The sequence below is a fragment of the Pseudomonas sp. IzPS59 genome (assembly GCF_014863505.1).
Classification (GTDB): Bacteria; Pseudomonadota; Gammaproteobacteria; order Pseudomonadales; family Pseudomonadaceae; genus Aquipseudomonas; species Aquipseudomonas kribbensis.
Map to the genome: position 1 here is coordinate 1,252,037 of NZ_CP062251.1, position 26,878 is coordinate 1,278,914.

Sequence of the window (26,878 nt, forward strand, 5' to 3'; positions counted from 1 at the left end):
CCGCCCCCAAGGGGGCGAGGGGGAAAGGGAGCTCGACCGAGGTGAATTCGAGATCAGCGACCGCCCATAATCGCAATGTAGTCCTGCGTCCACCGGCTGTACGGCACAAACTTCCCACCCTCAGCCTGCGGGGTTTTCCAGAAGGCGATCTTGTCGAACTGATCAAACCCGTTGGTCTTGCAGCCTTCAGCACCCAGCAACTCACTGCCCTGACAAGCCGCCGGAACCGCCGGCAACGAACCGAACCACGCCGCCACATCACCCTGGACTTTCGGCTGCAGCGACCAGTCCATCCACTTGTACGCGCAGTTCGGGTGCTTGGCCTCGGCGTGCAGCATGGTGGTGTCGGCCCAACCGGTGGCGCCTTCTTTCGGCACGGTCGACGCGATCGGCTGTTTGTCGTTGATCAGGCCGTTGACCTGATACGGCCAGGCGCTGGATGCGACCACGCCTTCGTTCTTGAAGTCGCTCATCTGCACCGTGGTGTCGTGCCAGTAGCGGTGGATCAGCTTCTGCTGGGCGCGCAACAGTTCCAGCACAGCCTTGTACTGATCTTCGGTGAGTTGATACGGATCCTTGATCCCCAGCTCAGGCTTGGTGGATTTCAGATAGAGCGCCGCGTCGGCGATGTAGATCGGACCGTCGTAGGCCTGCACGCGGCCCTTGTTCGGCTTGCCGTCCGGCAGGTTCTGTTCCTCGAACACCACGTTCCAGCTGGTCGGCGCGGTCTTGAACACATTGGTGTTGTACATCAACACGTTCGGGCCCCACTGGTACGGGGTGCCGTAGGTTTGTTTATTGACCACGTACCACGGCGCGTCTTTCAGGCGCGGGTCGAGGGATTTCCAGTTCGGGATCAACGCGGTGTTGATCGGTTGCACACGCTTGCCGACGATCAACCGCAGCGAGGCATCGCCCGACGCGGTCACCAGGTCGTAACCGCCCTTGGCCATCAGGCTGACCATTTCATCGGAGGTGGCGGCGGTTTTCACATTGACCTTGCAGCCGGTTTCCTTCTCGAAACCGGTCACCCAGTCGTAGGCCTTGTCGCTTTCACCGCGTTCGATGTAACCGGGCCAGGCGACGATATCCAGTTGGCCTTCGCCGGCGCCGACGGCTTTCAGCGGCTCGGCGGCCTGCAGGCTGGCGCTGGCCAGCAGGGCCGTGGTGATTGCACTGAGCAGTGCGGTCTTGTGCACGAACATGGTGAACCCTCTTCTTTAAATTATGGTCGGGGCAGTTGTGAACGCGGTGGAGCATGCCGTCAGCGGCTTGTTATTAGCGTAGTCAGAGATGCTGGCCGTGGCGGGCCATGATGTGCCGCACCACGCTGTAGTCCTGTAGCGAATCGCTGGATAAGTCTTTGCCGTAACCGGAGCGTTTCAGGCCGCCGTGGGGCATTTCGCTGACCAGCATGAAATGGCTGTTGATCCAGGTGCAGCCGTATTGCAGACGTGCGGCGACCTGCATTGCTTTGTCGAGGTTCTGGGTCCATACCGACGAGGCGAGGCCGTACTCCGAGTCGTTGGCCCAGTCCACCGCTTGCGCCAGTTCATCGAAGCGGGTCACGGTCACCACCGGGCCGAACACTTCGCGCTGGACGATTTCATCGCTCTGTTTGCAACCGGCCAGCAGGGTTGGCTGATAGAAGAACCCGGCACCGGAATGCACCGCCGCTCCGGTCACCCGCTCGATGTGCGGCTGGCCGAGGGCGCGCTCGACGAAACTGGCCACCCGGTCGCGCTGGCGGGTGCTGATCAGCGGGCCGATCTCGTTGTCGGCGTCGCGTTTGCCGGCGAAGCGCAGGCTGCTGACCGCCGCGCCGAGCTCGGCGACCAACTTGTCGTGAATCCCGGCCTGGGCGTAGATCCGGCAAGCCGCCGTGCAATCCTGCCCGGCGTTGTAATAGCCATAAGTGCGCACGCCTTCGACCACGGCTTTGAGGTCGGCGTCGTTGCAGACGATCACCGGAGCCTTGCCGCCAAGTTCGAGATGCGTGCGTTTCAGGGTTTTGGCGGCGGCCTGGAGGATTTTCTGGCCGGTGACGATATCGCCGGTCAGCGACACCATGCGCACTTTCGGATGGCCGACCAGATGACTGCCGACGCCTTCGCCGCCACCGCAGACAATGTTGATCACTCCGCGCGGCAGAATCTCGGCCAGCGCCGGGGCCAACGCCAGAATCGATAGCGGCGTGTGCTCGGACGGCTTGAACACCAGCGTATTGCCGGCAGCGAGGGCCGGGGCGATCTTCCATGCGGCCATCATGATCGGGTAGTTCCACGGCGCAATCGACGCGACGACGCCAATCGGATCGCGGCGCACCATGCTGGTGTAGCCCGGCACGTATTCGCCGCTGAGCTGGCCGGTCTGGCAACGCACGGCGCCGGCGAAGAAGCGGAAGACATCGACGGTCGCGGTCAAATCGTCCTGACGCGCCAGGTGCAGCGGCTTGCCGCAGTTCAGGGCTTCGAGACGGGCGAGGTGGTCGGCGTGCTTTTCAACGGCGTTGGCGATTTCCAGCAGGAAATTCGAGCGTTGTTGCGGGGTGGTGCGCGACCACTCGGCAAAAGCGCGGTGGGCGGCGAGGATGGCGGCTTCGACTTGCTCGGTGCTGGCCTCGGCGATCTGGGTCAGGACTTCGCCGGTGGCCGGGTTGAGGATCGGTTCGACAAAACCCTGGCCGGCGACCAGTTCGCCGTCGATCAGCAACGCGGTGTGCATGTGGGGCTGCGCGCCAGTCATTTTCCGTGATCTCTTTTCTTGTATGGCCATGTTGCTCCCTGTTCCGGGAGCCGACCGTCTTATAGATGCAGCAAGACTAGTGCGCGGCTCCGGGGTCGACAAATTCTAAATACTGAAGGTGGCATTCGATTAAATAGATGGCTTGCGCCCGCCGTGAGGCTGCTCGCGAGCAACGGTCAGGAAGGGATCGACCAATGCGGGGCGCGCGGTGCCGCGACGCCAGGCCAGACCGACGTCGAGGGTCTGGTTGAGGTCAGCAATTGGCCGGGCTTCGATGATGTCGCCTTCCAGCGACCATGGACGGTAGGTCATGTCCGGCTGGATCGACACGCCCAATCCCGCCGCCACCAGACTTCGCACGGCCTCGGTGGACGCGGTCCTGAGGGTAATCTTCGGTTGCAGCCCGGCGCCACGCCAAAGACGTTGGGCATTGCGATCCATCTCGTCGACGTTCAGTTGAATCAGCGGCTCCCGGGCGACATCGGCGAGGTTGATGCTGTCGTGTTCCAGCAGCGGATGCTGGGCCGGCAGCCACAAACGGTGCGGCGAGTGGGTCAGCACTTCGGTCTGCAAGGCGTGGCGGTCTTCGAGGTTGGAGAGGATCAGCACCCCGACATCAATCTCGCCGCTGACCAGCAGATGCTCGATGTACGGCCGCTCGTCCTCCATCACCCGGATCTCGACATTGGGATATGCGCGCTGGAAACGGGTGAGCAAATCCGCCAGGTAATAACCGGCCACCAAACTGGTCACGCCGACGATCAACTGCCCGGCGACCTGATCGGTGCTCTGTTGCAGGCTGCGCTTGGCGTTGTCCACGGTGGCCAGAATCAGGTGCGCCTGGCGCAGGAACTGATGGCCCTGATGGGTGAGCGTCATGCCCTTGGCGTGGCGGTTGAACAGGCTGACGCCGATTTCTTCTTCCAGTTGCTGGATGGCCAGGGTCAGGGTCGATTGGGAAATGAACGCGGTTTGCGCGGCGGCGGAGATCGAGCCGGTCTCGGCCACGGCGATGAAATGGCGGATCTGACGCAAGGTCATCATGGAAGGTTTACCCGGTGGGCGGTTTTTATAGATTGCCTCGAGTGTATATCTATTTTCGCGAATGGCTGCGGTGGGCCAGGCAACATCTGGAAGCACACTCGCACCCAAGTGACGGGCACTTTCGAACTAGGCTGAGAGCCTTATTGATCCGGATAACCCTGTTTGGAGACGGAACATGAACACCCGTGGATTGCTCGATCAACTCCTCAAATCCGGCCAGGAACTGCTGCAGAACAAGGCGGGCGGGGCGCAGAACAAACCGGCTGCCGGTGGGTTGGGCGGCTTGCTGGGCGGATCTTCCAGTAATGGCGCACTCGGCGGTTTACTGTCAGGCGCAGGCGGCGGAGCCCTGGCGGCCGGCGCCATGGGCTTGCTGCTGGGCAGCAAAAAGGCCCGCAAGGTTGGCGGTAAAGTCGCCCTCTACGGCGGCCTCGCCGCACTGGGCGTGATCGCCTATAAAGCCTACGGCAACTGGAACGCCCAGAAAGGCACCGCCCCACAAAGCGAACCGCAAACCCTCGATCGCCTGCCACCGGCGCAAGTCGAACAACACAGCCAGGCCATCCTCAAGGCCCTGGTCGCCGCCGCCAAGGCCGACGGCCACATCGACGACCGCGAACGCCAGCTGATCGAAGGCGAATTCACCAAACTCGACAACGATCAGGAACTCAAGTACTGGCTCCACGCCGAACTCAACAAACCCCTCGACCCCACCGACGTCGCCCGCGCGGCAAGCACACCGGAGATGGCCGCCGAGATGTACGTGGCCAGCGTGATGATGGTGGATGAGGAGAACTTCATGGAGAAGAGCTATCTGGACGAACTGGCGCGGCAGTTGAAGCTGGAGCCGGGGTTGAAGGTGGAGTTGGAGAGGCAGGTGCGTCAGGCAACTTTTTAGGTTGTGAATTCGACGAGGCGGTTAGGCAGGTTCCAGAACGTCATGACCGCAGCCATAAATGGTCCACCCGGCGTCATTTACCATGAGAGCACCTGGGGCATGCCGCCACTGAAACCCAGGTAAGTATAAGTGGGCAGCGGCAACGGTGCTCTCGGATCAAGGAAAAGGTGACAGATCCATTTGTTAGAAAATGGATCTGTCACCTTTCTATCTTTTATATATTTAGATAAGTAGTCAGTGTGATTATAAGTTATTTCAATAATTACCATTGCCAATTTTTTTCTGTGAATATGGCGCTGCTTGGTAGTACTGCTTTCAAAGTTCTCAAGTAACGATCGAATGTAGCCGTTTTTTGGAAGCGTGCTTCGAATCCCACTGATTGGTTGGTTCTATGGATGATTATCATGAGCCTGGACCGATCTATAGTTACAAAATTATATTCCGTCCAAGGGGAGCTGCGCGAGTTGGTTATTTTGTTTTTCCAGCCGAGAAGGGATTTTGCCGCTCCAAGAGCAATAGCTGCCGGGCCGATCATAAAGGCCAAGGACCCTGTATAAATCGCAACGCCTGAGAAAAATAATATTATAAAAATAGCGAGGCTTTTGAAAATGGTTCCGGAAGATTCTGGGTAGTGCCGATAATGTTCGACTTTTCCATGATTCTCTGTGATGGAGTAATTGAATACTGTTTTTTGGCGTAATATAAATATGAAGTAAATGGTCAGTGCGTACGAAAATATATGCATCGACAAAAGTCCAAGCGTATATTGTGGCAGGTTATTCCAAGTGATGGCCGTTACAAAAATATTCATTAGCGTCGCGCCAGCAAAAAGCCAAAGTTGTGCTTTCATGATTTCCTTAGGTGGAGATTTTATTGTTTTTGTCGACCATTCCATAAGGATGCGTTCATGTGCACTTGATTCTTCTTCAAAGGCTCTGCATGAAGTCTGGTTGAATGAGTTGTCACTGGGTTTTGTCATGTTCGTATTATTCCGCTACGGCCAGATCATCGCGCAGGTTTCGATGTTTTGGTTTGGTAGTTCACCACATCCAATCTTTTTCCGCAAAAACTGCATCTTTCGGAAGTAGTTTTTTAAGTGTTGATAAGTATTCTGCAAATAAGCTTTCGGGAAGCCTGGCCTCGAAGCCGATCATGATGTCGGTGTATTGAGCTACGATTAAACGTCTTTTTTTGTCGATGGTGACGAACTTGTATTCTTTCCATTCGGATGATTCTTCTATTTTCGGAGTGTTATTCCAGGTAAGAAAAAATTTTGCTGCTATCAAGGCCATCCCTGCAGGGGCTGCGAGTATTAAAGCCGATGAAGGGCTATAGATAATGGTTGCGATAATAATTATGAAAAATAGCGCCGATATGGCCTTGAATACGGCATGAGCAGACTTTGGAAAGTTTACTGAAGATTCCTCGGTTCCCACTGTTTCGGTAATAGTATAGGTATATGTCTTTTTTTGATGAACGACAAGAATCCAAAGGTAGGTGGCTGCCAAAGTCCAGATTGTACCAGCATGAAGATTCAGGAAAATGGAGCCATTTTCTTCTGATAGGTTGAGGATATAAGACTCGTGAATACCATTTGTTATCGCCGCTACACCGATGGCTATAATAATTGCCATGCCGATGTCCATGTTGGTTGTATCCCGGGGTTTGGCTTTTATCGTCCATTTCATCAGGGTTTTTTCCTGATTTTTTAATGGTTTTTCTGAAGGGGTCGTGTCGTTTTTTAATTCCATTGTTTGTGGTTTTCTTTAATTAATTAACGGGGGCACTACGGCATCTTTGCGGCTACCCAGTTTTGTACGATCAGAGTGCTACTATTCAATGGGCTAATACGGGTGTGTTTCTGATCGTCGGCGTCTTCTTTATCGAGTTTCAGTTGGTAACGATTCTGAAGTGTAGATGTTGTTTCTGGATTTTCTGATGCAGAGTTTTCGTTGTATGGAAATGATGACAGCTTTTTTCAGGAAGTAGATCTGTCACCATCTGTCCAATATCTTCCCTGACCAAACAATGTCTAATCAATGTATTTGACTGCTTTTGCCATAAGGTTCGGGCGAGCAAATGTATCTATGGTGTCGATTTTTTCAAGCATTTCCTTAACTTTTGCTTTGAAAGTATCGTTGTCCATATCGATCCAATAACGCGCTGGTCGACCATTTTTTTTATCATGTTCAAAAGTCGTTGGATCCGAGTTTCGATAGGGTTCATACATCGGGATTTCAGGCAGTGGACGTTGGGTGTCCATAAAATTTTGCAAGAAATCCCAGAGCGCACAGGGTCTTTGTGTCGTATTGTCAGGGGTTATCAGGGCGCTCAGATTAATGGTGGTATTACTATAGCGATGAGCGAGTTGTAACCCATTCGTGGGCAATCCTTGGCGATCTGGTGACGTTACGATATAGGCATCGAATTCGTGAAATGGTGCAACCATGTCAGCGGTTTTATTTTGTATTTTTGCACGCGCGCAATTGAAAATCGTCACCTGTCCTGTAACACGATTCAATTCCCATAGCGGCCCTTTGGGAGGTCGAAACCAGACTTTCGGGAAGTAATTGACAATGATGCTGCTAATTATCCAAGGTGGGAGTAATATTTTTATAATGAGTAATGTAATGGAGTTGTTTGTGAGCTCTCTTATGTTGAATTCAGATGAGTCCGTTTCAAATAGCGAATCAATCAGAAAACATAATGGGAGGAGAATGATCATCCCCCACTTGCAAAAGGTTCTGAGCGAGAGCCAGAACTGAGATCGAAAGGGCAATTGAGCAAAACGGAACCGCTCATGATCATATTTACAGTGCAGCTCCACATCTTCGAATGGGCGTGGCACGTATTTCCCATTCGCTTTCATCTCTGCCTTTTCTTTCTCCCATTGCTCCCAAAAACGCATACTTTCTGGTTTTGGATCTTCCATTATGTTTTCTGGAACCACATCTTGCGTGTGACCCCAAGGCAAGCGCGTGCCGGTTAGTTTGTGAAGGGGGCTTCGCTTCGCTGAGTCTGCTTGCACGGGGATGCGGTCTGCCCGGTAAGCTTCTTCAGAGTAGTAAAGCTGCGGTTCAGCGTCTTTTGACATGTTCAGGCCTTGTTCGTCTGCTCGTCGGCCCAGAATGGGCGGTTGGTTTTGTTGAAGTCTGCCTTGGCATATGCTGCGCTAAAACGAGTAGGGTCTTTTACACTGGGTGCTGGAAAGTAACGTGTTTCAGACTGATTTTTTAGAACGAACTGTGCACGTACGGCCCATTCGTACCCTGTCGACTTTTTGGGTGTGGTGATCATTTCTGGAGTGTCAACGTACAGTTCCAGCGCATCCATGTATACACGCTGCGCTTTATAAACAGGAGGGCTGCCAGATACGTTTTTCTGAGTTGATAATGGTGATCCTCGAAAATTGGTAGTCACTACTTCACGAATTCGACACTCGGCCTGAATGCCAATGTTGCCTATGCTTCCGATAAGTCCGGGCAGTCTGCTTTCGATACGAATCACTGTATTGGCATTACGGACTTCAAAAGGGTTTTCCGAATGTATGTCAAGTTTTGCGTTGGGATCAAAAAGCGTGTTTGGCTTCACCGAAATTCCGATACCGGAAAGTAACCCGATCAATCGATAAAAAGCCTCTTGCGGGTCTTTAAGATGCTTGGCGTTTTCCTCACCCTTCGATGCAAAAGGGCCGTTCAGGAGCCAATCCTCCAGTGGAGTGCTACTGAGCCAAAGTACCAAGCCTGCTCCAGTGCCAATGAGCAAGAGTGCCAGCCAACCCAAAGGGGTCAGTCCGAGCACCGGACCCGCACTCGCCGCACCCGTTGCCATTCCGGCAACCACTCCAGCTGCAGCACCGCCAGCCATCAGCAAGTATCCATACATCGCGTTGTCATTCCATTGCCAGGCATACCAGGCATCGTAAATGCTTATGCCAGCAAAAATGATTCCCGAGAATGATTGTGTGATCAATCGAGCCGTGATTTTTTGTGTTAGTCGTTCAGTCAGGGCTTTGCCGATCCACTTTTTTACATTGCTGTCTGCCAAGTCGTAAATCGGTTTTCGGGCTAACGCGAGCGCGGATTGGGTTCCAACCAGTTTTACGGTCAATGACTCCATCGCAATGATCAGGTCCATTCCTGCCGCCAAAACCCCCAATCGGACTCGGTTTTTATTCTTCTCCCTGCTAGCGGCTTCCCTGCCTTGCAACTCTGCATTCACATTCCACATTTCAAGCATCAGTACTGCTATTGAGAATGGGCGTGAATTTAAAATGCGGAATACAGGGGCATTATTGCGAGTTCTGTGTTGGTTCACGGCATCAGTGAGAGCGGATCCGGTCTGTACGACCCGCGCATTCGCGGCATCGGATGCCGTATTGGAAAGCTGGGCAGCCGTAAGTTGCTGGTTCATGTTTCTGACTAACTGTGCAGTACTATGATTGCGCGGGATTGCCAGCACCAAATGTTCGGAGCTTAAGACGCCGGTTTCAGGCAGACGCGTTCGATCGGTACTGCCTAGAAGTTTCCCTTTATTGTCCAAAAACTCTCCGTAGTACGTTACGGGTACGGACTCGCGGGTAGGAAGATCTTCCAGACCAAAGAGATAATAGCTTTGCGTGACGGCTCCCCGACGCATGAAGTAGGCGGGACCGAATGTGTTCGGCATCATACTGCGAAGCTGCTCCACTCCTCGTGCGTGCAGCTTCACATTGACGGGGCGCGCGCGTTCTGCCAATCGGTCACGTGTCTTTTGCATCCGATCATTTGCCCGGTTTCGGGCGTCATTACTTGCATCGGCATCGGCTGACGCCTGATTGAACGCCTCCCGCGACGGCAGGGTGGCGGCAAGCGCATTTTCCACGGCCGATTGAAGCGTGTCGTAGATGCCGAGAAGCGCGCTACTGATATTCTTGCCGCTAGTTATCAGAAAACTATCGAGGCTGGCGCCCGCCAAAAGGTTGGCCACGATATCGGCATCCATCGTGGTTAGCTGGGCAGCAGCGGGTGGGACTTTGTTCTCAAGCTTCGCTAGCTCAGAAGCGCGGTACTTTCCATCCCCTTTGTTTTTTTCCGGCTGCGGCACTTGATAGGGTTTGCAGGCGCGTTCCATATCGCATTCAGGCCAGAACATTAGGTGTAACGGCGTTTCGGCGCTATTGGCCAAAGTAGCCAACCACTGTTGCCCCGGTGTGGCTTTAGGGCTGTACAGAGTGACACCGCTTACGGCATCGACTACGTCACCGCTTGGCGCCAGAGGATCAAGACGCGAGGGGGGGGCCGCAAGTGCAGCAATCGTTTGGCTGATGACGAACAGAGCAGACAAGTAGTCAAAGCCATCAAGGCTCAGATGATCGGCCAGGGTTTGTTGTGTAACGTCCTGTTGCAAGCTTTCAGTCAGTAGATTCTGAGCACTATTCATGTGCTGCCAGACCATCGTTCGTTCCAGAACAGCGGTGCACTGATTGATTCGCTGCTTTCCAGTACCGCCAACTTTTTCAAGGCTCGCATGCAACGGGTTAGATTTGCCTTGTAGATTACGGGGTACTACCAGCTGTTGTATGAGCAGGGCACTGGCATGGTTGGCTTGTTGGGTCGCATGACGTGCGCAAAGTTTTAGCAGTTCCTGATGGGTTTCCAAACGACTCTTCAGATGTCTGAGCCGGTAGCGTGGATCTTCCAGCAGTACACCACAGATTTGCCGTTGTCTTGCCTTGGCTAGCGTATCTGCAACGCTGGCTTGGGCTATCCATACGTCGGGAGGCGCCTCCTTGTTGTCAGAGGCGGCTGGTGCCGGCATTGATGCAACTAATGCATCAGCTACCGCACTCAACTCGAGCAGTTCGGTACGCTGCACTGGATCGTTATTTTCTGATGTGCCTTTGGTACACGCTTGGAGGAACGTTTTGGCTTTCTGGCTAGCTGTAACAGGGAATTGTCCAGAGAGATCACACAGATAGCGGCCAGGATGATCGAGTAGTCCTTCATAGCCTGGCTCGCGCGATCGTTGAGGTGCTGCCACGCTGACTGGAAAACAACCGCTTTCGAGATTGCGTTTGACGACGGTGGCCTGCGCCGCTGCGGTGCTATTGGCGTAGTTGTGAACATTGAAATTTGAAAATGCCTCAAGCATAGCCTTGCCATCGGGCTTACCGGTGTACAGGTCTTTAAAGCTCTTGTTGGAGCAAGTCAGATTTTGCGGGTTCTTGCAGCGTTGGCTGCGCAAACGGCTATCTTCCTCAAAACGTTGCAGGCGAGCGGCGTGTAGTTGTATTTCAGAAAAGCACATCTGTAGATCTAGCACTCTCTGATTGTTCCAGAGAGAAGGTATCCAAATATCTTCCAGCGCTACCCCAGTGACTTTTCGTTCACCTGTTTTAAATGTCTTTTCTTGCCGGTAGTGAGCAATGTCCACGTCGTGATATGTCGTTTTCCCTTCAAGGATTCGAACCTCCAGTTCACGCCATAGTTTGCCTTTGTAGAAGACATAGATGAACCCTGCCCGAGCCAGCACTGGTGTGCCGTGGTCATACGCACTTTTTGAGCCGGGAAGCGAAACGAAAGGTAGAACGGGTACGAGTTGGTTCCACTGAACGTCAGATTCGCGTGGGGTTGATCGAACATCAGCAAGCAGGGGCAACCGGATGGGTTTACCCTGCGTCGAGTCGATTTCCAGCCAGAGTTTCCGTTTGGCTTCACCGGTGCAATTCCATACATGCAAAACGCTACTGCAAATTTCTTTTTCCTGCGGTTCCGTCTGTGCCTTCTGAACTTTGTCGGCAGGATCACACAACACTACTCTCTGAGTCGCAGGATGGTCCTTGCCTATGACTTGGACGATCACCTTGGATGTTTCGCAAGCCGGACCAGAGCTTAAACTCCCAACGGGTTTACTCATGTCAGAGACTCCTTGTCCTCGAAATTGCTACTTAGATATTGCTGCAGAAGGCCCAGGCGATCTTCGCCACTACCACACTTGGGAATCATTGGAGTTTGTGTGTTCGGGTAACTGGCACGTAGCGATAAGTATTTGTTCAACTCTTGCGGTTCTATGAAACCATCTGCGATGCCTTCATCCAGGAATTGGGCTGCCTCAGCCAGCGATGCGTCGCTCTGCTTGTGCCACCACACATAGACAAAATGTTCTTTCTGTTGCCGCTGCAAGGCTTGTTCATGAAGCACATCAAGATGCAGAGAGTTCAGACCGTCGTTTTTTTTCCAGTCCCGCGTATTCCCATTCTCTACACTGAACCAGTGAAGTGAGTTGTTTGCCAAGTCGTACCATGTACCGCCATACCAGCTCATCCGGTTGATAGGACCCATCCAGGTGCAGGGCGTCGTCTCGTTCTTAACGGTAAAGAAATAGCTCGCTGTTCTTGGGTTGGAATAGCGAAGCACCCCTTTGCGCTCGGTGTCGAAACGTATAAACAGAATATGCCGAAGGTGTGTCAACAGATTTTCATCGGATGCCTGGCTTTCTATGATCAGCCCTGGCCATGCTGAAGGCGACTCGCGCATTTGTTCGATAATGAAAGCGCTGGATGTCGACTCAAGCCAGATCGGACTTTGTTCCGAGTACGCTTGCAGCTCAGTCGAATCGAACAAAAGGGTTGGATTAGGATCGGGCAACTGTTGGTAGAGTTTTTCCAATAGGTCGTCCGTGCGTTCCAGCAATACCGAAATACTCATGTCTATGCTCCCGCCATCAAGGCTTTCCTGCAGGGGCAATCTGTCAATGGGCATTCCATTGGCGTCCCACCTTTGGGTTTTTGGCACAGTTCAACAATGGGCACATTTTCACGCAGACGCTGCTGCAAAAGCATGCCTGGCTTATCCGCATCCGCCTGCTTCAACGGCCCCGGCATCAACGGCGCCGCACCCGTTCCGCTCCCCGGTCCACCACCCGAGTTGATATTGATCGCCGGCCCGCTCATGGTCACGCCGCCGCCATCGATCTTGATGAAGCTGCCGCCACCGACCAGCGTCAGTTCAGCGCCAGCTTCCAGCACCACTTTCATCCCGCTGCTCAGGTGAATTTCCTGCCCTGCGTCGATGAATTGCCCGGTGCCGATCTTGATGTGCTGGTTCACGCCCACGGTCAGGTGGTCGTTGGCGCGTGCTTCGACTTTGCGGTCTTCGTAGACGGTGTGGTGTTCTTCGGCCTTGAATTCCGTGTAGCTGTTCTTTTCCACGACGTCGTGGCGTTCGTTGCCGACGCGGATTTTCTGGTCGTGTTCGATGTTCTCGTCCCAGTCGCGCTGGGCGTGGAGGAAGATCTGTTCCTGGCCTTTCTTGTCTTCGATGCGCAGTTCGTTGAAGCCGCCGCCGCCCATGGAGCTCAGGGTCTTGAAGGTGGTGCGCGTCTTGTTCGCCGGCAGCGCGTAGGGGACGGTGTTTTCCTTGTGGTACAGGCAGCCGCTGATCAGCGGCTGGTCGGGGTCGCCTTCAAGGAAAGTCACCAGCACTTCCATGCCGATGCGCGGGATGGCGATGCCGCCATATTGGGCGCCGGCCCAGGCTGACGACACGCGCAGCCAGCAGCTGGTTTTGTCGTCGGCCTGGCCTTCGCGATCCCAGTGGAACTGCACTTTTACCCGGCCGTATTCGTCGCAGTGGATTTCCTGGCCTTGCGGGCCGGTGACCACGGCGCTCTGGCTGCCGAGGATGCGCGGTTTCGGGTGGCGCAGGGGCGGGCGGTTCGGCACGTCCCACGGGGTGGCCTGGAAGCGGTTGCGGTAGCCCTGATGGAAATCGTCTTTCAGCGCAGTGGTGTCACTGGTGACCGACTCTTCCAGCACCTGCGGCTGCTTGCCTTCGTGATGGACTTCGGTGAGCAGCCACAGGTCGTTCCACTTGGCTTTCGGGTGTTCTTTCAGCGCGAGGAAATGGCCGCTGACCAGCAGCGGCTGGTCGCTCTTGCCTTCGGCGAGCTGGAAGTCGCTGCGATGGCGTTCGAGGGCGCGTTTGGCCAGGTGTTTGCCGCGCTCGCGGTCGACGAAACGGCCCGGGTAATCGTAGTCCTCGAGGTCGGGCAGGGCGTCGCCACGGTTTTCGCTTTCGAGGGTGATCCGCGGTTTTTCGAAGTCGTAATCGCGGCGGGTGGTGCGGCTGGTGCGGGTTTCCAGGCGCAGGTCGAAGCGCTTGATCACCGGGTCGCTGGCGACCATGCCGGAGTCCTGTTGATAGGCCACCGGCGCCAGTTTGTGGAACACCGTCTGGTCATCGCCGAACACCAGTTTGTGCGCCGTGGCGCTGTGCTGGAAGTGGTAGTGAATGCCTTCCTCTTCGCACAGGCGCTGGATGAAATGCAGGTCCGATTCGTCGTACTGCACGCAGTAGATACGCTCGGGGTAGATCGACCCGGTCTGGAATTCATAGGCGTTGCCCTGGATGCCATGCTCTTCGAGGACCTTGCCGATGATTTTCGGCACGCTGAGGTTCTGGAAGATCCGCTGGTTGATCCGGTGCGCCAGGTACGAAAGTTGCGGGCGCAGGGTCACGGAGTAGCGCGTCAGGCGCTTGCCGGAATCGCCTTGCGCGGCGCGGTCGATCAGGCCGTGGATGCCGCTGCCGTCGGGCGACAGCTGCAGGAAGGCCGGTTTGTGCAGCAGGGTTTCGAGGTCCAGCGACGGCTGCTCACTGACCAGCTCCACCTCGAAGGCAAACGGCTGGCTGATGGCTTCCCGACCGGTGAGGGTAAACACCTGGAAATCGGCGGAAAGCCCTTCGATGGTCAGGGCAAAGTGGGTTTCATTGGCCGGCGCGAACATCCCTTGTTCCTCGTGCTGTACAGCGGCGCCCGTCAACCGCAAGAGCGGTCAACGCGCGCGAAATTCTGGAGGGGCGTAAACAACATCGACCAGCAGAGCTGGCCGATGCTTGAAACGATCAGCCGTAATTAAACGACTGGAGCACGCCAGTCATCGGAACCCGAAGTACCGGATACTTCGTGGGTCCAGGTGATTTTGCGGTAGGTGAACTGCACTTCTTCCAGGTGGGTGAAGTGCGCGTTGCCTGGATCCTGGCAGTTGTGCATTTTGTTGTTGATGGCGACGATGATCGCGTCTTCCAGTTTGGTGGTGTAGTAGTGCTCTTGGGTGCCTTGAGCCGAAGTGCGGTACCACTGGATAACGATTTCGCTCATGCGCTCGCCGGAGGTCAGAGCGGCTTGCAGCAGAGGCGAAGCCTTGTCGTAGACCTTGGTGATCACAACTGGCTTGTGCACGCGCTGACCGGTTGGCTGACCGGATTGCGGGTCACGCGGGATGATCACGTCGTGGGTGAAAGCCTGAACCATGACCTGGTCTTCGTGGCCTTCCTGGTAGGTGTTGCCAACGGAGTCGGCAGTGAAGGCGCCGGCAGTGATCAGGCCTTGTTTTTCGCCGGTAACCGACATGTACGCTGGTGTTGCCATGGGAGGTGCTCCTTGCGGATAAAGTTAGGGTGCCCGGGAGGCGAAATCGCCCGGTGGGTGCCAAAGCTATATCAAGGACCGTGCCAGGTTTTCCAAAGTCTCCGTGATACGGGGGTGAAACTGCTGTTTAGTGCATGTTTCAAGATGTTTCATGCCAATTTAAGGCCAAAAGTGCGCAACTTCTTGCGCAGTGGTGTGCAAGAAGTTGCGCACTTGGCTACAGGCGACGGAACCCGGGGGCTGTAGCGAAATCAGGCGGCGATTTTGCGAAACAAGTGCGCAAGAAGTTGCGCACCATGGCACATGGCTATGTCAGTGCCAGACCTCTCCGTTGCAGAAATGGCCAATCCATCGCCCCTTTTTGCCATTGCGCCACTGGCACGTTGCCCTGCGATTCCTTGAAAGTCCTTATCCAGAGCCCATCCCGTTTACGCTCGGGCGGCGCGAGCGCGGCAAACCGTCTTATAAATGAAACACCGCCCTCAGCTATACTCCCCCGCAATTTCGATCTGGCCCCGAGGACTGACTGTGAAGAACTGGACGTTGCGCCAACGCATTTTGGCGAGCTTTGCGGTGATTATCGCCATCATGCTGTTGATGGTGGTCGTCTCGTATTCACGGTTGTTGAAGATCGAAGCCGGCGAGCAGAGCGTGCGTCAGGACGCGGTGCCGGGGGTGTATTTCAGCTCGATGATTCGCAGTGCCTGGGTCGACAGCTATCTGCAGACCCAGGAGCTGCTGGGCCTGAAAAAAGGCCAGGGGATCAGTGCCGAAGACGCTGCGGACTTCAAGTCTTTCGAAGCGCGTCTCAACGAGCAGATGGGCAACTACGAAAGCACTGTCACCACCGCTGAAGACCGGGCCGAGTACACCGTGTTCAAGCAGGACGTACTCAACTACAACAAGATTCAGGCCCAGGTGCTCGACCTGCATGTGCGCAACCAGGAGGACGCGGCCGCGAAGTTGTTCAATGAACAACTGACCCCGGCCTGGACCGCCGGCCGCATGAAACTCAACGACATCATTCGCGAGAACAAGGCCGTTGCCGATGAAGCGATGAACAACATCGACGACGCGGTCGCGGCGGCGAAAGTCAGCATGGGCATCTCCCTGCTGGTGGCCGTGCTGGCCGCCGGTCTGTGCGGTCTTTTGCTGATGCGCGCGATCATGGCCCCGATGAACCTGCTCGTGCGGATTCTCGACACCATGCGCACCGGCGATCTGAGTTCGCGCCTGAACCTGGGCCGCAAGGACGAATTCAACGCTGTGGAAACCGGCTTCAACGACATGATGACCGAGCTCACCTCGCTGGTGTCCCAGGCCCAGCGCTCGTCGGTGCAGGTCACCACGTCGGTGACCGAGATTGCCGCCACCTCCAAACAACAGCAGGCCACCGCCACCGAAACTGCCGCCACCACCACTGAAATCGGCGCGACTTCCCGCGAGATTGCGGCGACTTCCCGTGACCTGGTGCGCACCATGACCGAAGTCTCCACCGCCGCCGATCAGGCCTCGGTGCTCGCCGGTTCCGGGCAACAAGGCCTGGCGCGCATGGAAGACACCATGCACTCGGTGATGGGCGCGGCGGATCTGGTCAACGCCAAACTGGCGATCCTCAACGAGAAGGCCGGCAACATCAATCAGGTGGTCGTGACCATCGTCAAGGTCGCCGACCAGACCAACCTGCTGTCCCTGAACGCCGCGATCGAAGCGGAGAAGGCCGGCGAATACGGTCGCGGTTTTGCCGTGGTCGCCACCGAAGTGCGGCGTCTGGCGGATCAGACGGCTGTTGCGACTTACGACATCGAGCAGATGGTCCGCGAGATCCAGTCGGCGGTGTCCGCCGGGGTGATGGGCATGGACAAGTTCTCCGAAGAAGTGCGTCGCGGCATGGCCGAAGTGCAGCAGGTCGGCGAGCAACTGTCGCAGATCATCCACCAGGTGCAGGCGCTGGCGCCGCGGGTGTTGATGGTCAACGAAGGCATGCAGGCCCAGGCCACCGGTGCCGAGCAGATCAACCACGCGCTGGTGCAACTGGGTGATGCCAGCAGCCAGACCGTCGAGTCGTTGCGTCAGGCCAGTTTCGCCATCGACGAACTGAGCCAGGTGGCCGTGGGCCTGCGCAGCGGCGTTTCGCGATTCAAAGTCTGATGAGCGAAATCATCGCCAAACGCAGCGCTGCACCGGTGGCGAAGCAGGCGTTGTTCCTGCTGTTTCGCATCGGCAACGAACGCTACGCTCTGCGTGCTACGGAGGTGGCGGAAGTGCTGCCACGCCTGCCGCTGAAACCGATTGCCCGGGCGCCGCACTGGGTAGCGGGAGTGTTCGCCTATCGCGGTTCGGTGGTGCCGGTGATCGACCTCAGTGCCCTGACGTTCGGCCAACCGGCCGAAGCGCGCACCAGCACGCGACTGGTGCTGGTGCATTACCGCGCCGACGATTCGCAACCCTCGCAATGGCTCGGGTTGATCCTCGAACAGGCCACCGACACCCTGCGTTGCAACCCGGATGAATTCCAGCCCTACGGCCTCGACAATCGTCAGGCGCCGTATCTCGGTCCGGTGCGTGAAGACGCCCGGGGGCTGGTGCAATGGGTGCGGGTCAACGATTTGCTCGACGATACGGTGCGCCCGCTGCTGTTCCCGACGCCTCCGCTGGATCCGGCGCGGCTTGAGGATCTGCCATGAGCAGCGACCAGCGCTTCTTCGATTTCCTCAAGGAACGCATCGGTCTCGACGTCGCTTCGGTAGGACCGGCAATTATTGAGCGAGCGGTGCGCCAGCGGATCATCCTGGCGCAGATGGTCACGGCCGATGAATATTGGCAAACACTGCAAGGTTCGCGGGACGAACAGCAGGCGTTGATCGAAGCGGTGATCGTCCCCGAAACCTGGTTTTTCCGTTACCCGGAGTCTTTCGCCACTCTGGGCAAACTGGCGCGCAAACGCCTGGCCGAGCTGAACAACATGCGGGCGCTGCGCATTCTCAGCCTGCCGTGCTCCACCGGTGAAGAACCCTATTCGATTGCCATGGCGTTGCTCGATGCGGGCCTCAAGCCCCATCAGTTCAAGGTCGACGGCATGGATGTCAGCCCCCTGTCGGTGGAGAAGGCGCGGCGGGCGTTGTACGGCAAGAACTCGTTTCGCGGCCAGGAACTGGACTTTCGCGAGCGGCATTTTTTCGCCGAGAACGAAGGTTATCGGGTGAATGAAATCGTCCGCGAGCAAGTCCGCCTGCAGGTCGGCAACGTGCTCGATCCGTCATTGCTGGTCAACGAACCACCGTTCGATTTCGTGTTCTGCCGCAACCTGTTGATCTATTTCGATCAGCCGACCCAGCAGCAGGTATTCGCCGTGCTCAAGCGCCTGACCCATGTCGATGGTGTGCTGTTTATCGGCCCGGCCGAGGGCAGTCTGCTTGGGCGGCTGGGCATGCGTTCGATCGGGATTCCGCAGTCTTTCGCGTTCAGTCGCCACAGCGATCCGCAGCCCGAACCGCTGCCGATGCCGGTCGCTCTCCCGACCCCGTTGCCCGTGCGCCAACCGGTGCGGAGCACGCCACCGCCGCCGGTGCGCAATCGCCCGTTTGCCGCTGTGACGCCGTTGCCCGCCACCGCCAAAAGCACGAACCCCGACGCGGCGACCCTGCTGGCCAACATTGCCGCCCTGGCCAATGAAGGCAAAAGCGCCGAGGCCCGGGCTGCGTGCGAACAGTATTTGCGCAGTCATGAACCGGTGGCTCAGGTGTTCTACTGGCTCGGGCTGCTCAGTGATGTCGCCGGCTCTGCTCTCGAAGCCCAGAGCTACTATCGCAAAGCCTTGTACCTCGAACCGCAACACCCCGAAGCCTTGATGCACCTGGCCGCGTTGCTGCAGGCCCAGGGCGATACGGCCGGTGCCAGACGATTGCAGGAGCGCGCCGCCCGCAGCGGCCGCACCGCCGACAGTGAGCGTAAACGATGATCCCGTCCGACACCTTGAACGTCACCCACGAAGACGCCCGGGCCATCGACGATTGCTGGAACCGCATCGGCATCCACGGCGACAAGTCCTGCCCGCTGCTGGAAGAGCACATTCATTGCCGCAATTGTTCGGTGTATTCCGCTGCCGCCACGCGCCTGCTCGACCGTTATGCGTTGCAGCAGGACGAGCGCGACCCGGTGGCGACCCAGGCCGAAGCCGAGCTGAAAACCCGTTCGCTGCTGATGTTCCGTCTTGGCGAAGAATGGCTCGGACTGGCCACCCGCAGTCTGGTGGAGGTCGCACCGCTGCAGGCGATTCACTCCCTGCCGCACCAGCGCTCCCGGGCCTTGCTCGGTGTAGCGAACGTGCGCGGAGCGCTGGTGGCGTGCCTGTCGCTGGTCGAACTGCTCGATCTCGACGGTAACGCCGCCCCGGCGACCGGCGCACGGATCATGCCGCGCATGCTGATCATCGCGGCCAAGGGCGGGCCGGTGGTGGTGCCGGTGGACGAAGTCGACGGGATTCACGCCATCGACGAACGAATCCTCGATGCCGCGTCGCGTTCCGGGGCGCAGGCCAGTGCCAAATACACCCGAGGCGTGTTGCCTTTCAAAGGTCGCAGCCTGCGTTGGCTGGATGAAGAACAGCTGTTGTCCGCCGTCTCCCGGAGCCTCACATGACCCCCGAGCAAATGCGCGACGCCTCCCTGCTGGAGCTGTTCAGCCTTGAAGCCGAAGCCCAGACCCAGGTCCTGAGTGCCGGGCTGCTGGCGCTGGAACGCAACCCGACCCAGGCCGATCAGCTCGAATCGTGCATGCGTGCGGCGCACTCGCTGAAAGGCGCGGCGCGGATTGTCGGCATCGACAGCGGCGTCAGCGTTGCTCACGTAATGGAAGATTGTCTGGTCAGTGCGCAGGAAGGGCGGCTGTTCCTGCGCCCCGAGCATATCGACGCGTTGTTGCAGGGCACCGATTTGCTGATGCGCATCGCCACCCCGGCCAATGGCCCGCAACCCGCGGACATCGAGGCTTACGTGGCGTTGATGGGTGGTTTGCTCGACCCGGCGGCTCCGCCCGTGGTGCCCGCTGCGCCGAGCGCGCCACCGATGGCCGAGTTGCAGCTTCAGCCACCGTCAGTGGTTGAACCGGCGCCCGTTGAGATCTCCGTCGAGGTGGCCGAGCCAGAGCCTGCGCCACGCAAGAGCAAACGCACCACCGAAGGTGGCGAGCGGGTGCTGCGGGTCACTGCCGAACGCCTGAACAGCCTGCTCGATCTGTCCAGCAAATCCCTGGTGGAAACCCAGCGCCTCAAACCGCACCTGGCCACCATGCAGCGCCTCAAACGAATGCAGAACAACGGCCTGCGGGCGCTGGAAAGTCTCAACGTGCATCTCAAGGAGCATGCCCTGAGCCTCGAAGCTCAAGAGGCGCTGGAGGATGCGCGGCGACTGCTCGCTGAATCCCAACAATTGCTGGCGGAGAAAAACGCCGAACTCGACGAGTTTGCCTGGCAAGCGAGTCAGCGCGCGCAGGTGCTCTATGACACCGCGCTGGCCTGCCGCATGCGGCCGTTCGCCGATGTGCTGTCCGGCCAGGTGCGGATGGTGCGCGATCTGGGCCGCAGCCTCGGCAAGCAGGTGCGACTGGAGATCGAGGGCGAGAAAACCCAGGTTGACCGCGATGTGTTGGAAAAACTCGAAGCACCGCTGACGCACCTGCTGCGTAACGCGGTCGATCATGGTATCGAAACACCGGAAGAACGCCTGCTCAAAGGTAAGCCCGAGGAAGGGCTGATCCGACTGCGTGCCTCGCACCAGGCCGGGCTGCTGGTGCTGGAGTTGAGCGATGACGGCAACGGTGTGGACCTGGAAAAGGTCCGCCGCAGCATCGTCGAGCGTCAGTTGTCGCCGGCGGAAACTGCCGCTCAGCTGAGCGAAGAAGAACTGCTGACTTTCCTGTTCCTGCCGGGCTTCAGTCTGCGGGACAAAGTTACCGAGGTGTCTGGTCGGGGCGTCGGCCTCGATGCCGTTCAGCACATGGTCCGCCAGTTGCGCGGTGCGGTAGTGCTGGAGCAGACGGCAGGCGAGGGCAGCCGCTTCCATCTCGAAGTGCCGCTGACCCTGTCGGTGGTGCGCAGTCTGGTGGTGGAAGTCGGCGACGAGGCCTACGCGTTCCCGCTGGCGCACATCGAGCGCATGTGCGATCTGGCGCCGGACGACATCGTGCAGGTCGAGGGCCGCCAGCACTTCTGGCACGAGGGCCGGCATGTGGGGCTGGTCGCGGCCAGTCAGTTATTGCAGCGTCCAGCCAGTCAGAACAGCGGCGACACGCTCAAGGTCGTGGTGATCCGCGAGCGCGATGCGATCTATGGCGTAGCGGTCGAACGTTTCATTGGCGAGCGCACGCTGGTGGTGCTGCCGCTGGACGAGCGGCTGGGCAAGGTGCAGGACATTTCCGCCGGGGCTTTGCTCGACGACGGCTCGGTGGTGTTGATCGTCGACGTCGAAGACATGCTGCGCTCGGTGGACAAGTTGCTGAACACCGGGCGTCTGGAGCGTATCGCTCGCCATGGCAATCAGGCCGCAGAAGCCGCGCGCAAACGGATTCTGGTGGTCGACGACTCGCTCACCGTGCGCGAGCTGCAACGCAAGTTGCTGCTCAATCGCGGCTACGACGTGGCCGTCGCGGTGGACGGCATGGACGGCTGGAATGCGTTGCGCTCCGAGGATTTCGATCTGCTGATCACCGACATCGACATGCCACGCATGGACGGCATTGAACTGGTGACGCTTCTGCGCCGCGACAATCGCCTGCAATCGCTGCCGGTGATGGTGGTGTCCTACAAGGATCGCGAAGAAGACCGGCGCCGTGGACTGGATGCCGGGGCGGACTATTATCTGGCCAAGGCCAGTTTTCATGACGATGCCCTGCTGGACGCAGTGGTTGAGCTCATCGGAGGAGCGCGGGCATGAAGATCGCAATCGTCAACGACATGCCCCTGGCAGTGGAGGCCCTGCGCCGGGCGCTGGCCTTCGAGCCGGCGCATCAGGTGGTGTGGGTCGCCAACAACGGCGCCGAAGCGGTGCGCCTGTGCGCGGAGAACACACCGGACCTGATCCTGATGGACCTGATCATGCCGGTGATGGATGGCGTCGAGGCCACCCGCCGCATCATGGCCGAAAGCCCCTGCGCCATCGTCATTGTCACGGTCGACCGCCAGCAGAACGTGCACCGGGTGTTCGAAGCCATGGGCCACGGTGCGCTGGACGTGGTCGACACCCCGGCCCTTGGCGCCGGGAATGCCCAGCAGGCGGCCGCGCCACTGTTGCGCAAGATTCTGAATATCGGCTGGCTGATCGGCGAGAAAACCGCTCGCGCGCGCCCGGCCCAGACAACGCCGCGCAGTTCGGCGTCGTGCCAGCGGCTGGTGGCGATCGGCTCGTCAGCGGGTGGGCCGGCGGCGCTGGAGGTTTTGCTCAAAGGCCTGCCACGCAACTTTTCTGCGGCCATCGTGCTGGTGCAGCATGTCGATCAGGTGTTCGCCGCCGGCATGGCCGAATGGCTGGCCAGCGCCAGTGGCCTCGATGTGCGGCTGGCCCGGGAGGGTGAGCCGCCGCAGGCCGGCGCGGTGTTGCTGGCCGGCACCAATCATCACATCCGGCTACTCAAGAACGGCACGCTGGCCTACACCGCCGAGCCGGTCAACGAGATCTACCGCCCCTCGATCGACGTGTTTTTCGAAAGCGTCGCCAATTACTGGAACGGTGACGCAGTAGGGGTTTTATTGACCGGGATGGGACGCGACGGGGCTCAAGGGCTTAAGCTCATGCGCCAACAGGGTTACCTGACCATCGCGCAGGATCAGCAAAGCAGTGCGGTGTACGGCATGCCCAAGGCCGCCGCGGCCATCGATGCAGCCGTAGAAATCCGTCCACTGGAAAAGATAGCGCCACGATTGCTGGAGATTTTCCCCAAATGAACGCATTACTCCGCAATCCAGGCCCCCGCAGCACTCAGGTGACCGCCCATGAATGACTTACAGATCGATGACATCAAAACCGACGAGAACGCCGCCATGGTGTTGTTGGTGGACGATCAGGCGATGATCGGCGAAGCCGTGCGCCGCGGGCTGTCGAATGAAGAGAACATCGACTTTCACTTCTGCTCCGACCCGCATCAGGCCGTGGCCCACGCCGTGCGGATCAAACCGACCGTAATCCTGCAGGATCTGGTGATGCCGGGCCTCGACGGCCTGAGCCTGGTGCGCGAATACCGCAATCACCCGGCGACCAAGGACATTCCGATCATCGTCCTGTCGACCAAGGAAGATCCGCTGATCAAGAGCGCGGCGTTCTCCGCCGGAGCCAACGATTACCTGGTGAAACTGCCGGACAACATCGAACTGGTGGCGCGCATCCGTTATCACTCGCGCTCCTACATGACCCTGCTGCAACGGGACGCGGCCTATCGCGCGTTGCGGGTCAGCCAGCAGCAATTGCTCGACACCAACCTCGTCCTGCAGCGGCTGATGAACTCCGATGGCTTGACCGGGCTGTCCAACCGCCGGCATTTCGACGAGTACCTGGAGCTGGAATGGCGCCGCTCGCTGCGTGACCAGAGCCAGTTGTCGTTGCTGATGATCGACGTCGATTACTTCAAGTCCTACAACGACACCTTCGGCCACGTCGAAGGTGACGAGGCCCTGCGCAAGGTCGCTACGGCGATCCGCGAGGCCAGCGCCCGGCCGTCCGACCTGCCGGCGCGTTATGGCGGCGAAGAGTTTGCGCTGGTGCTGCCCAACACCTCGCCGGGCGGGGCGCGGCTGGTGGCGGAGAAGCTGCGCCAGACCGTGGCGGCGCTGAAGATTCCGCACAATGCGCCGGCCGAAGGGGCGAGCCTGACCATCAGCATCGGCCTGGCGACCATGGTGCCGGAGGCGGGCAGCGACTGCCGGTTGCTGATCTCGGCGGCGGACCGTGGCCTGTATCTGGCGAAGAACAACGGGCGCAACCAGGTGGGGATCGAGTGAACCATCGGGTTCATTCGCCTCAAGAGCCGCCAGACGGGCTGCCGTGACAGCTTGATTACGTTATACTCGCCGGCTTTCAAAAGTTCGCCAACGAGTGCTGCCCGTCATGGAAATCAACCCGATCCTGAACACCATCAAGGACCTGTCCGAGCGCTCCGAATCTATTCGGGGGTATCTTTGACTACGATCAAAAGCATGAGCGTCTGATCGAAGTCAATCGCGAGCTTGAAGATCCTGCAGTCTGGAACAAACCTGAATACGCCCAGGAACTGGGCCGCGAGCGCTCGGCGCTGGCGCAGATCGTCGACACTCTGGACGAGCTGGCCACCGGCCTGGCCGATTCCCGCGAGCTGCTCGACATGGCCGTCGAAGAGAACGACGAAGGCGCCGTGAACGACGTCGTCGAAGTCCTTCAAGGTCTCGAAGAGTCCCTGGCCAAGCTGGAATTCCGTCGCATGTTCAGCGGCGAGATGGACCCGAACAACGCCTACCTGGACATCCAGGCCGGTTCCGGCGGCACCGAAGCCCAGGACTGGGCCAACATCCTGCTGCGCATGTACCTGCGCTGGGCCGACAAACGCGGTTTCGATGCGACCATCATGGAGCTGTCGGCCGGTGAAGTCGCCGGGATCAAGGGTGCCACCGTGCACATCAAGGGCGAATACGCCTTCGGCTGGCTGCGCACCGAGATCGGCGTGCACCGTCTGGTGCGCAAGAGCCCGTTCGACTCCGGCAACCGTCGCCACACCTCGTTCTCTGCCGTTTTCGTCTCGCCAGAGATCGACGACAAGGTGGAAATCGAAATCAACCCGGCAGACCTGCGGATCGACACCTATCGTTCCTCTGGTGCCGGTGGTCAGCACGTAAACACCACCGACTCGGCCGTACGTATCACCCACGTACCGACCAACACTGTGGTCAGCTGCCAGAACGAACGTTCCCAGCACGCCAACAAAGACACCGCCATGAAAATGCTGCGGGCCAAGTTGTACGAGCAGGAAATGCAGAAGCGCAACGCGGCGTCCCAGGCGCTGGAAGACACCAAGTCGGACATCGGCTGGGGTCACCAGATCCGTTCGTACGTGCTCGATGCCTCGCGGATCAAGGATCTGCGTACCAACATCGAACGCAGCGACTGCGACAAGGTGCTCGACGGCGACATCGACGAATACCTGGAAGCCAGCCTGAAATCGGGGCTGTAAGCTTTCACCCGACCTCAAGTCCCCCGTCATCGGCGGGGGCAACGAACCTGTGATGGAATATTTAAAGACATGAGCGACCAACAACTCGACCCGCAAGCCCTGCAACAGGAAGAAAACTCCCTGATCGCCCTGCGCAAGGAAAAGCTTGCTGCCGAGCGCGCCAAGGGCAATGCCTTCCCGAACGACTTCCGCCGCGACAACTACTGCGAAGCACTGCAGAAACAGTACGCGGACAAGACCAAGGAAGAGCTGGCAGAGGCTGCGATCCCGGTCAAGGTTGCAGGTCGCATCATGCTCAACCGTGGCTCGTTCATGGTGATCCAGGACATGACCGGTCGCATCCAGGTCTACGTCAACCGCAAGACCCTGTCCGAAGAAACCCTGGCTGCGGTGAAAACCTGGGACATGGGCGACATCATCGCCGCCGAAGGCACCCTGGCCCGTTCCGGCAAGGGTGACCTGTACGTCGAGATGACCAGCGTGCGCCTGCTGACCAAATCCCTGCGCCCGCTGCCGGACAAGCACCACGGCCTGACCGACACCGAACAGCGCTACCGTCAGCGTTACGTTGACCTGATCGTCAACGAAGACGTGCGCCAGACCTTCCGCGTGCGTTCGCAAGTGATCGCTCACATCCGCAGCTTCCTGATGAAGCGCGACTTCCTCGAAGTCGAAACGCCGATGCTGCAGACCATTCCTGGCGGTGCCGCGGCCAAGCCGTTCGAAACCCACCACAACGCGCTGGACATGGAAATGTTCCTGCGTATCGCGCCAGAGCTGTACCTGAAGCGTCTGGTGGTTGGCGGCTTCGAAAAAGTGTTCGAGATCAACCGCAACTTCCGTAACGAAGGCGTTTCGACTCGTCACAACCCTGAATTCACCATGTTGGAGTTCTACCAGGCTTACGCCGACTACGAAGACAACATGGACCTGACCGAAGAACTGTTCCGTGAACTGGCGCAGCTGGTTCTGGGCAGCACCGACGTGCCGTACGGCGACAAGGTGTTCCACTTCGGCGAGCCGTTCGTGCGCTTGTCGGTGTTCGACTCGATCCTCAAGTACAACCCTGAGCTGACTGCCGATGACCTGAACGACATCGACAAGGCGCGCGCCATCGCCAAGAAGGCCGGCGCCAAGGTGCTGGGCTTCGAAGGTCTGGGCAAGCTGCAGGTGATGATTTTCGAAGAGCTGGTCGAGCACAAGCTGGAACAGCCGCACTTCATTACCCAGTACCCGTTCGAAGTGTCGCCGCTGGCCCGTCGCAACGACGACAACCCGAACGTCACCGACCGCTTCGAGCTGTTCATCGGCGGCCGTGAAATCGCCAACGCCTACTCCGAGCTGAACGACGCGGAAGACCAGGCCGAGCGCTTCATGGCGCAGGTGGCCGACAAGGACGCCGGCGACGACGAAGCCATGCACTACGACGCCGACTTCGTTCGCGCGCTGGAGTACGGCATGCCGCCGACGGCCGGTGAAGGTATCGGTATCGATCGTCTGGTGATGTTGCTGACCAACTCGCCGTCGATCCGCGACGTGATCCTGTTCCCGCACATGCGGCCGCAAGCGTAAGTGTTTCAATAAAAA

At 58.2% G+C, this 26,878-nt stretch carries 20 protein-coding genes; 10 read left to right on the forward strand and 10 right to left on the reverse strand.

Going from position 1 to position 26,878, the window contains the following annotated elements; translation table 11 throughout:
- Window positions 1-53 precede the first annotated feature (53 nt).
- The 3 genes from ydcS to IF189_RS05475 form a co-directional block, all read right to left on the reverse strand.
- Complete coding sequence (gene ydcS, locus IF189_RS05465; protein WP_114881536.1) at window positions 54-1,205, reverse strand: putative ABC transporter substrate-binding protein YdcS; 1,152 nt, start codon at window positions 1,203-1,205, stop codon at window positions 54-56.
- 82 nt (window positions 1,206-1,287) lie between these two features.
- Window positions 1,288-2,775 carry a gamma-aminobutyraldehyde dehydrogenase gene (locus IF189_RS05470; RefSeq protein ID WP_192552949.1) on the reverse strand — a complete coding sequence of 496 codons (1,488 nt, stop codon included), beginning with the start codon at window positions 2,773-2,775 and terminating at the stop codon, window positions 1,288-1,290.
- A 99-nt stretch (window positions 2,776-2,874) separates the two neighbouring features.
- Window positions 2,875-3,789 (reverse strand): LysR family transcriptional regulator, encoded by a 915-nt coding sequence (locus IF189_RS05475; protein ID WP_007954670.1) that lies wholly within the window; start codon window positions 3,787-3,789, stop codon window positions 2,875-2,877.
- Between the two features lie 175 nt (window positions 3,790-3,964).
- Here IF189_RS05475 and IF189_RS05480 point away from each other — a divergent pair, with 175 nt between their 5' ends.
- Window positions 3,965-4,687, forward strand: coding sequence for a tellurite resistance TerB family protein (locus tag IF189_RS05480; RefSeq protein WP_192552950.1), 723 nt, complete (start codon window positions 3,965-3,967; stop codon window positions 4,685-4,687).
- Between the two features lie 262 nt (window positions 4,688-4,949).
- Here the strand turns inward: IF189_RS05480 and IF189_RS05485 are convergent, their stop codons facing one another.
- From IF189_RS05485 to IF189_RS05515, 7 genes are all read right to left on the reverse strand, one after another.
- Entirely contained in the window at window positions 4,950-5,666 is a 717-nt protein-coding gene (locus IF189_RS05485; RefSeq protein ID WP_225739947.1) for a permease, read from the reverse strand.
- Between the two features lie 61 nt (window positions 5,667-5,727).
- Window positions 5,728-6,438, reverse strand: a complete 711-nt coding sequence (locus IF189_RS05490; RefSeq protein ID WP_192552951.1) for a hypothetical protein — start codon at window positions 6,436-6,438, stop codon at window positions 5,728-5,730.
- Between the two features lie 281 nt (window positions 6,439-6,719).
- Window positions 6,720-7,619 (reverse strand): hypothetical protein, encoded by a 900-nt coding sequence (locus tag IF189_RS05495; protein ID WP_192553559.1) that lies wholly within the window; start codon window positions 7,617-7,619, stop codon window positions 6,720-6,722.
- A gap of 164 nt (window positions 7,620-7,783) precedes the next feature.
- Complete coding sequence (locus tag IF189_RS05500; RefSeq protein ID WP_192552952.1) at window positions 7,784-11,584, reverse strand: hypothetical protein; 3,801 nt, start codon at window positions 11,582-11,584, stop codon at window positions 7,784-7,786.
- Window positions 11,581-12,375 (reverse strand): DUF4123 domain-containing protein, encoded by a 795-nt coding sequence (locus tag IF189_RS05505; RefSeq protein ID WP_192552953.1) that lies wholly within the window; start codon window positions 12,373-12,375, stop codon window positions 11,581-11,583. Before IF189_RS05505 ends, IF189_RS05500 begins: the two co-directional genes overlap by 4 nt.
- A gap of 2 nt (window positions 12,376-12,377) precedes the next feature.
- Window positions 12,378-14,456 (reverse strand): type VI secretion system tip protein TssI/VgrG, encoded by a 2,079-nt coding sequence (gene tssI / locus IF189_RS05510; RefSeq protein ID WP_192552954.1) that lies wholly within the window; start codon window positions 14,454-14,456, stop codon window positions 12,378-12,380.
- Window positions 14,457-14,584: 128 nt separating this feature from the next.
- Window positions 14,585-15,100: an Hcp family type VI secretion system effector gene (locus IF189_RS05515; RefSeq protein ID WP_007949952.1), complete on the reverse strand. Its 516-nt coding sequence runs from the start codon at window positions 15,098-15,100 to the stop codon at window positions 14,585-14,587.
- Window positions 15,101-15,628: 528 nt separating this feature from the next.
- On the opposite strand from IF189_RS05515, the gene IF189_RS05520 reads away from it, so the two are divergent.
- From IF189_RS05520 to lysS, 9 genes are all read left to right on the forward strand, one after another.
- Window positions 15,629-17,251 (forward strand): methyl-accepting chemotaxis protein, encoded by a 1,623-nt coding sequence (locus tag IF189_RS05520; RefSeq protein ID WP_085712799.1) that lies wholly within the window; start codon window positions 15,629-15,631, stop codon window positions 17,249-17,251.
- Window positions 17,251-17,787 carry a chemotaxis protein CheW gene (locus IF189_RS05525; RefSeq protein ID WP_134825615.1) on the forward strand — a complete coding sequence of 179 codons (537 nt, stop codon included), beginning with the start codon at window positions 17,251-17,253 and terminating at the stop codon, window positions 17,785-17,787. The genes IF189_RS05520 and IF189_RS05525 overlap by 1 nt, the downstream gene beginning before the upstream one ends.
- Window positions 17,784-19,061, forward strand: a complete 1,278-nt coding sequence (locus IF189_RS05530) for a CheR family methyltransferase (protein WP_134825616.1) — start codon at window positions 17,784-17,786, stop codon at window positions 19,059-19,061. The genes IF189_RS05525 and IF189_RS05530 overlap by 4 nt, the downstream gene beginning before the upstream one ends.
- Window positions 19,058-19,741 carry a chemotaxis protein CheW gene (locus IF189_RS05535; RefSeq protein WP_192552955.1) on the forward strand — a complete coding sequence of 228 codons (684 nt, stop codon included), beginning with the start codon at window positions 19,058-19,060 and terminating at the stop codon, window positions 19,739-19,741. The genes IF189_RS05530 and IF189_RS05535 overlap by 4 nt, the downstream gene beginning before the upstream one ends.
- Window positions 19,738-22,032: a hybrid sensor histidine kinase/response regulator gene (locus IF189_RS05540; RefSeq protein WP_192552956.1), complete on the forward strand. Its 2,295-nt coding sequence runs from the start codon at window positions 19,738-19,740 to the stop codon at window positions 22,030-22,032. Before IF189_RS05535 ends, IF189_RS05540 begins: the two co-directional genes overlap by 4 nt.
- Entirely contained in the window at window positions 22,029-23,039 is a 1,011-nt protein-coding gene (locus tag IF189_RS05545; protein ID WP_114881546.1) for a chemotaxis response regulator protein-glutamate methylesterase, read from the forward strand. Before IF189_RS05540 ends, IF189_RS05545 begins: the two co-directional genes overlap by 4 nt.
- Window positions 23,040-23,087: 48 nt before the next feature.
- Window positions 23,088-24,089: a response regulator gene (locus IF189_RS05550; protein ID WP_085712805.1), complete on the forward strand. Its 1,002-nt coding sequence runs from the start codon at window positions 23,088-23,090 to the stop codon at window positions 24,087-24,089.
- 106 nt (window positions 24,090-24,195) lie between these two features.
- A protein-coding gene (gene prfB / locus IF189_RS05555; protein ID WP_114881547.1) for a peptide chain release factor 2 occupies window positions 24,196-25,291 on the forward strand; the annotation gives its coding sequence in 2 pieces (ribosomal slippage) (window positions 24,196-24,267 and window positions 24,269-25,291; 1,095 coding nt in all).
- A gap of 69 nt (window positions 25,292-25,360) precedes the next feature.
- Complete coding sequence (gene lysS, locus IF189_RS05560; RefSeq protein WP_192552957.1) at window positions 25,361-26,863, forward strand: lysine--tRNA ligase; 1,503 nt, start codon at window positions 25,361-25,363, stop codon at window positions 26,861-26,863.
- The last annotated feature ends 15 nt before the right edge of the window (window positions 26,864-26,878 follow it).

What these genes read in the sequence shown, in the direction of transcription:
- ydcS (WP_114881536.1), bottom strand. Translation starts at nt 1,205, where the DNA reads ATGTTCGTGCACAAGACCGCACTGCTCAGTGCAATCACCACGGCCCTG.
- IF189_RS05470 (WP_192552949.1), bottom strand. Translation starts at nt 2,775, where the DNA reads ATGGCCATACAAGAAAAGAGATCACGGAAAATGACTGGCGCGCAGCCC.
- IF189_RS05475 (WP_007954670.1), bottom strand. Translation starts at nt 3,789, where the DNA reads ATGATGACCTTGCGTCAGATCCGCCATTTCATCGCCGTGGCCGAGACC.
- IF189_RS05480 (WP_192552950.1), top strand. Translation starts at nt 3,965, where the DNA reads ATGAACACCCGTGGATTGCTCGATCAACTCCTCAAATCCGGCCAGGAA.
- IF189_RS05485 (WP_225739947.1), bottom strand. Translation starts at nt 5,666, where the DNA reads ATGACAAAACCCAGTGACAACTCATTCAACCAGACTTCATGCAGAGCC.
- IF189_RS05490 (WP_192552951.1), bottom strand. Translation starts at nt 6,438, where the DNA reads ATGGAATTAAAAAACGACACGACCCCTTCAGAAAAACCATTAAAAAAT.
- IF189_RS05495 (WP_192553559.1), bottom strand. Translation starts at nt 7,619, where the DNA reads ATGGAAGATCCAAAACCAGAAAGTATGCGTTTTTGGGAGCAATGGGAG.
- IF189_RS05500 (WP_192552952.1), bottom strand. Translation starts at nt 11,584, where the DNA reads ATGAGTAAACCCGTTGGGAGTTTAAGCTCTGGTCCGGCTTGCGAAACA.
- IF189_RS05505 (WP_192552953.1), bottom strand. Translation starts at nt 12,375, where the DNA reads ATGAGTATTTCGGTATTGCTGGAACGCACGGACGACCTATTGGAAAAA.
- tssI (WP_192552954.1), bottom strand. Translation starts at nt 14,456, where the DNA reads ATGTTCGCGCCGGCCAATGAAACCCACTTTGCCCTGACCATCGAAGGG.
- IF189_RS05515 (WP_007949952.1), bottom strand. Translation starts at nt 15,100, where the DNA reads ATGGCAACACCAGCGTACATGTCGGTTACCGGCGAAAAACAAGGCCTG.
- IF189_RS05525 (WP_134825615.1), top strand. Translation starts at nt 17,251, where the DNA reads ATGAGCGAAATCATCGCCAAACGCAGCGCTGCACCGGTGGCGAAGCAG.
- IF189_RS05530 (WP_134825616.1), top strand. Translation starts at nt 17,784, where the DNA reads ATGAGCAGCGACCAGCGCTTCTTCGATTTCCTCAAGGAACGCATCGGT.
- IF189_RS05535 (WP_192552955.1), top strand. Translation starts at nt 19,058, where the DNA reads ATGATCCCGTCCGACACCTTGAACGTCACCCACGAAGACGCCCGGGCC.
- IF189_RS05540 (WP_192552956.1), top strand. Translation starts at nt 19,738, where the DNA reads ATGACCCCCGAGCAAATGCGCGACGCCTCCCTGCTGGAGCTGTTCAGC.
- IF189_RS05545 (WP_114881546.1), top strand. Translation starts at nt 22,029, where the DNA reads ATGAAGATCGCAATCGTCAACGACATGCCCCTGGCAGTGGAGGCCCTG.
- IF189_RS05550 (WP_085712805.1), top strand. Translation starts at nt 23,088, where the DNA reads ATGAATGACTTACAGATCGATGACATCAAAACCGACGAGAACGCCGCC.
- lysS (WP_192552957.1), top strand. Translation starts at nt 25,361, where the DNA reads ATGAGCGACCAACAACTCGACCCGCAAGCCCTGCAACAGGAAGAAAAC.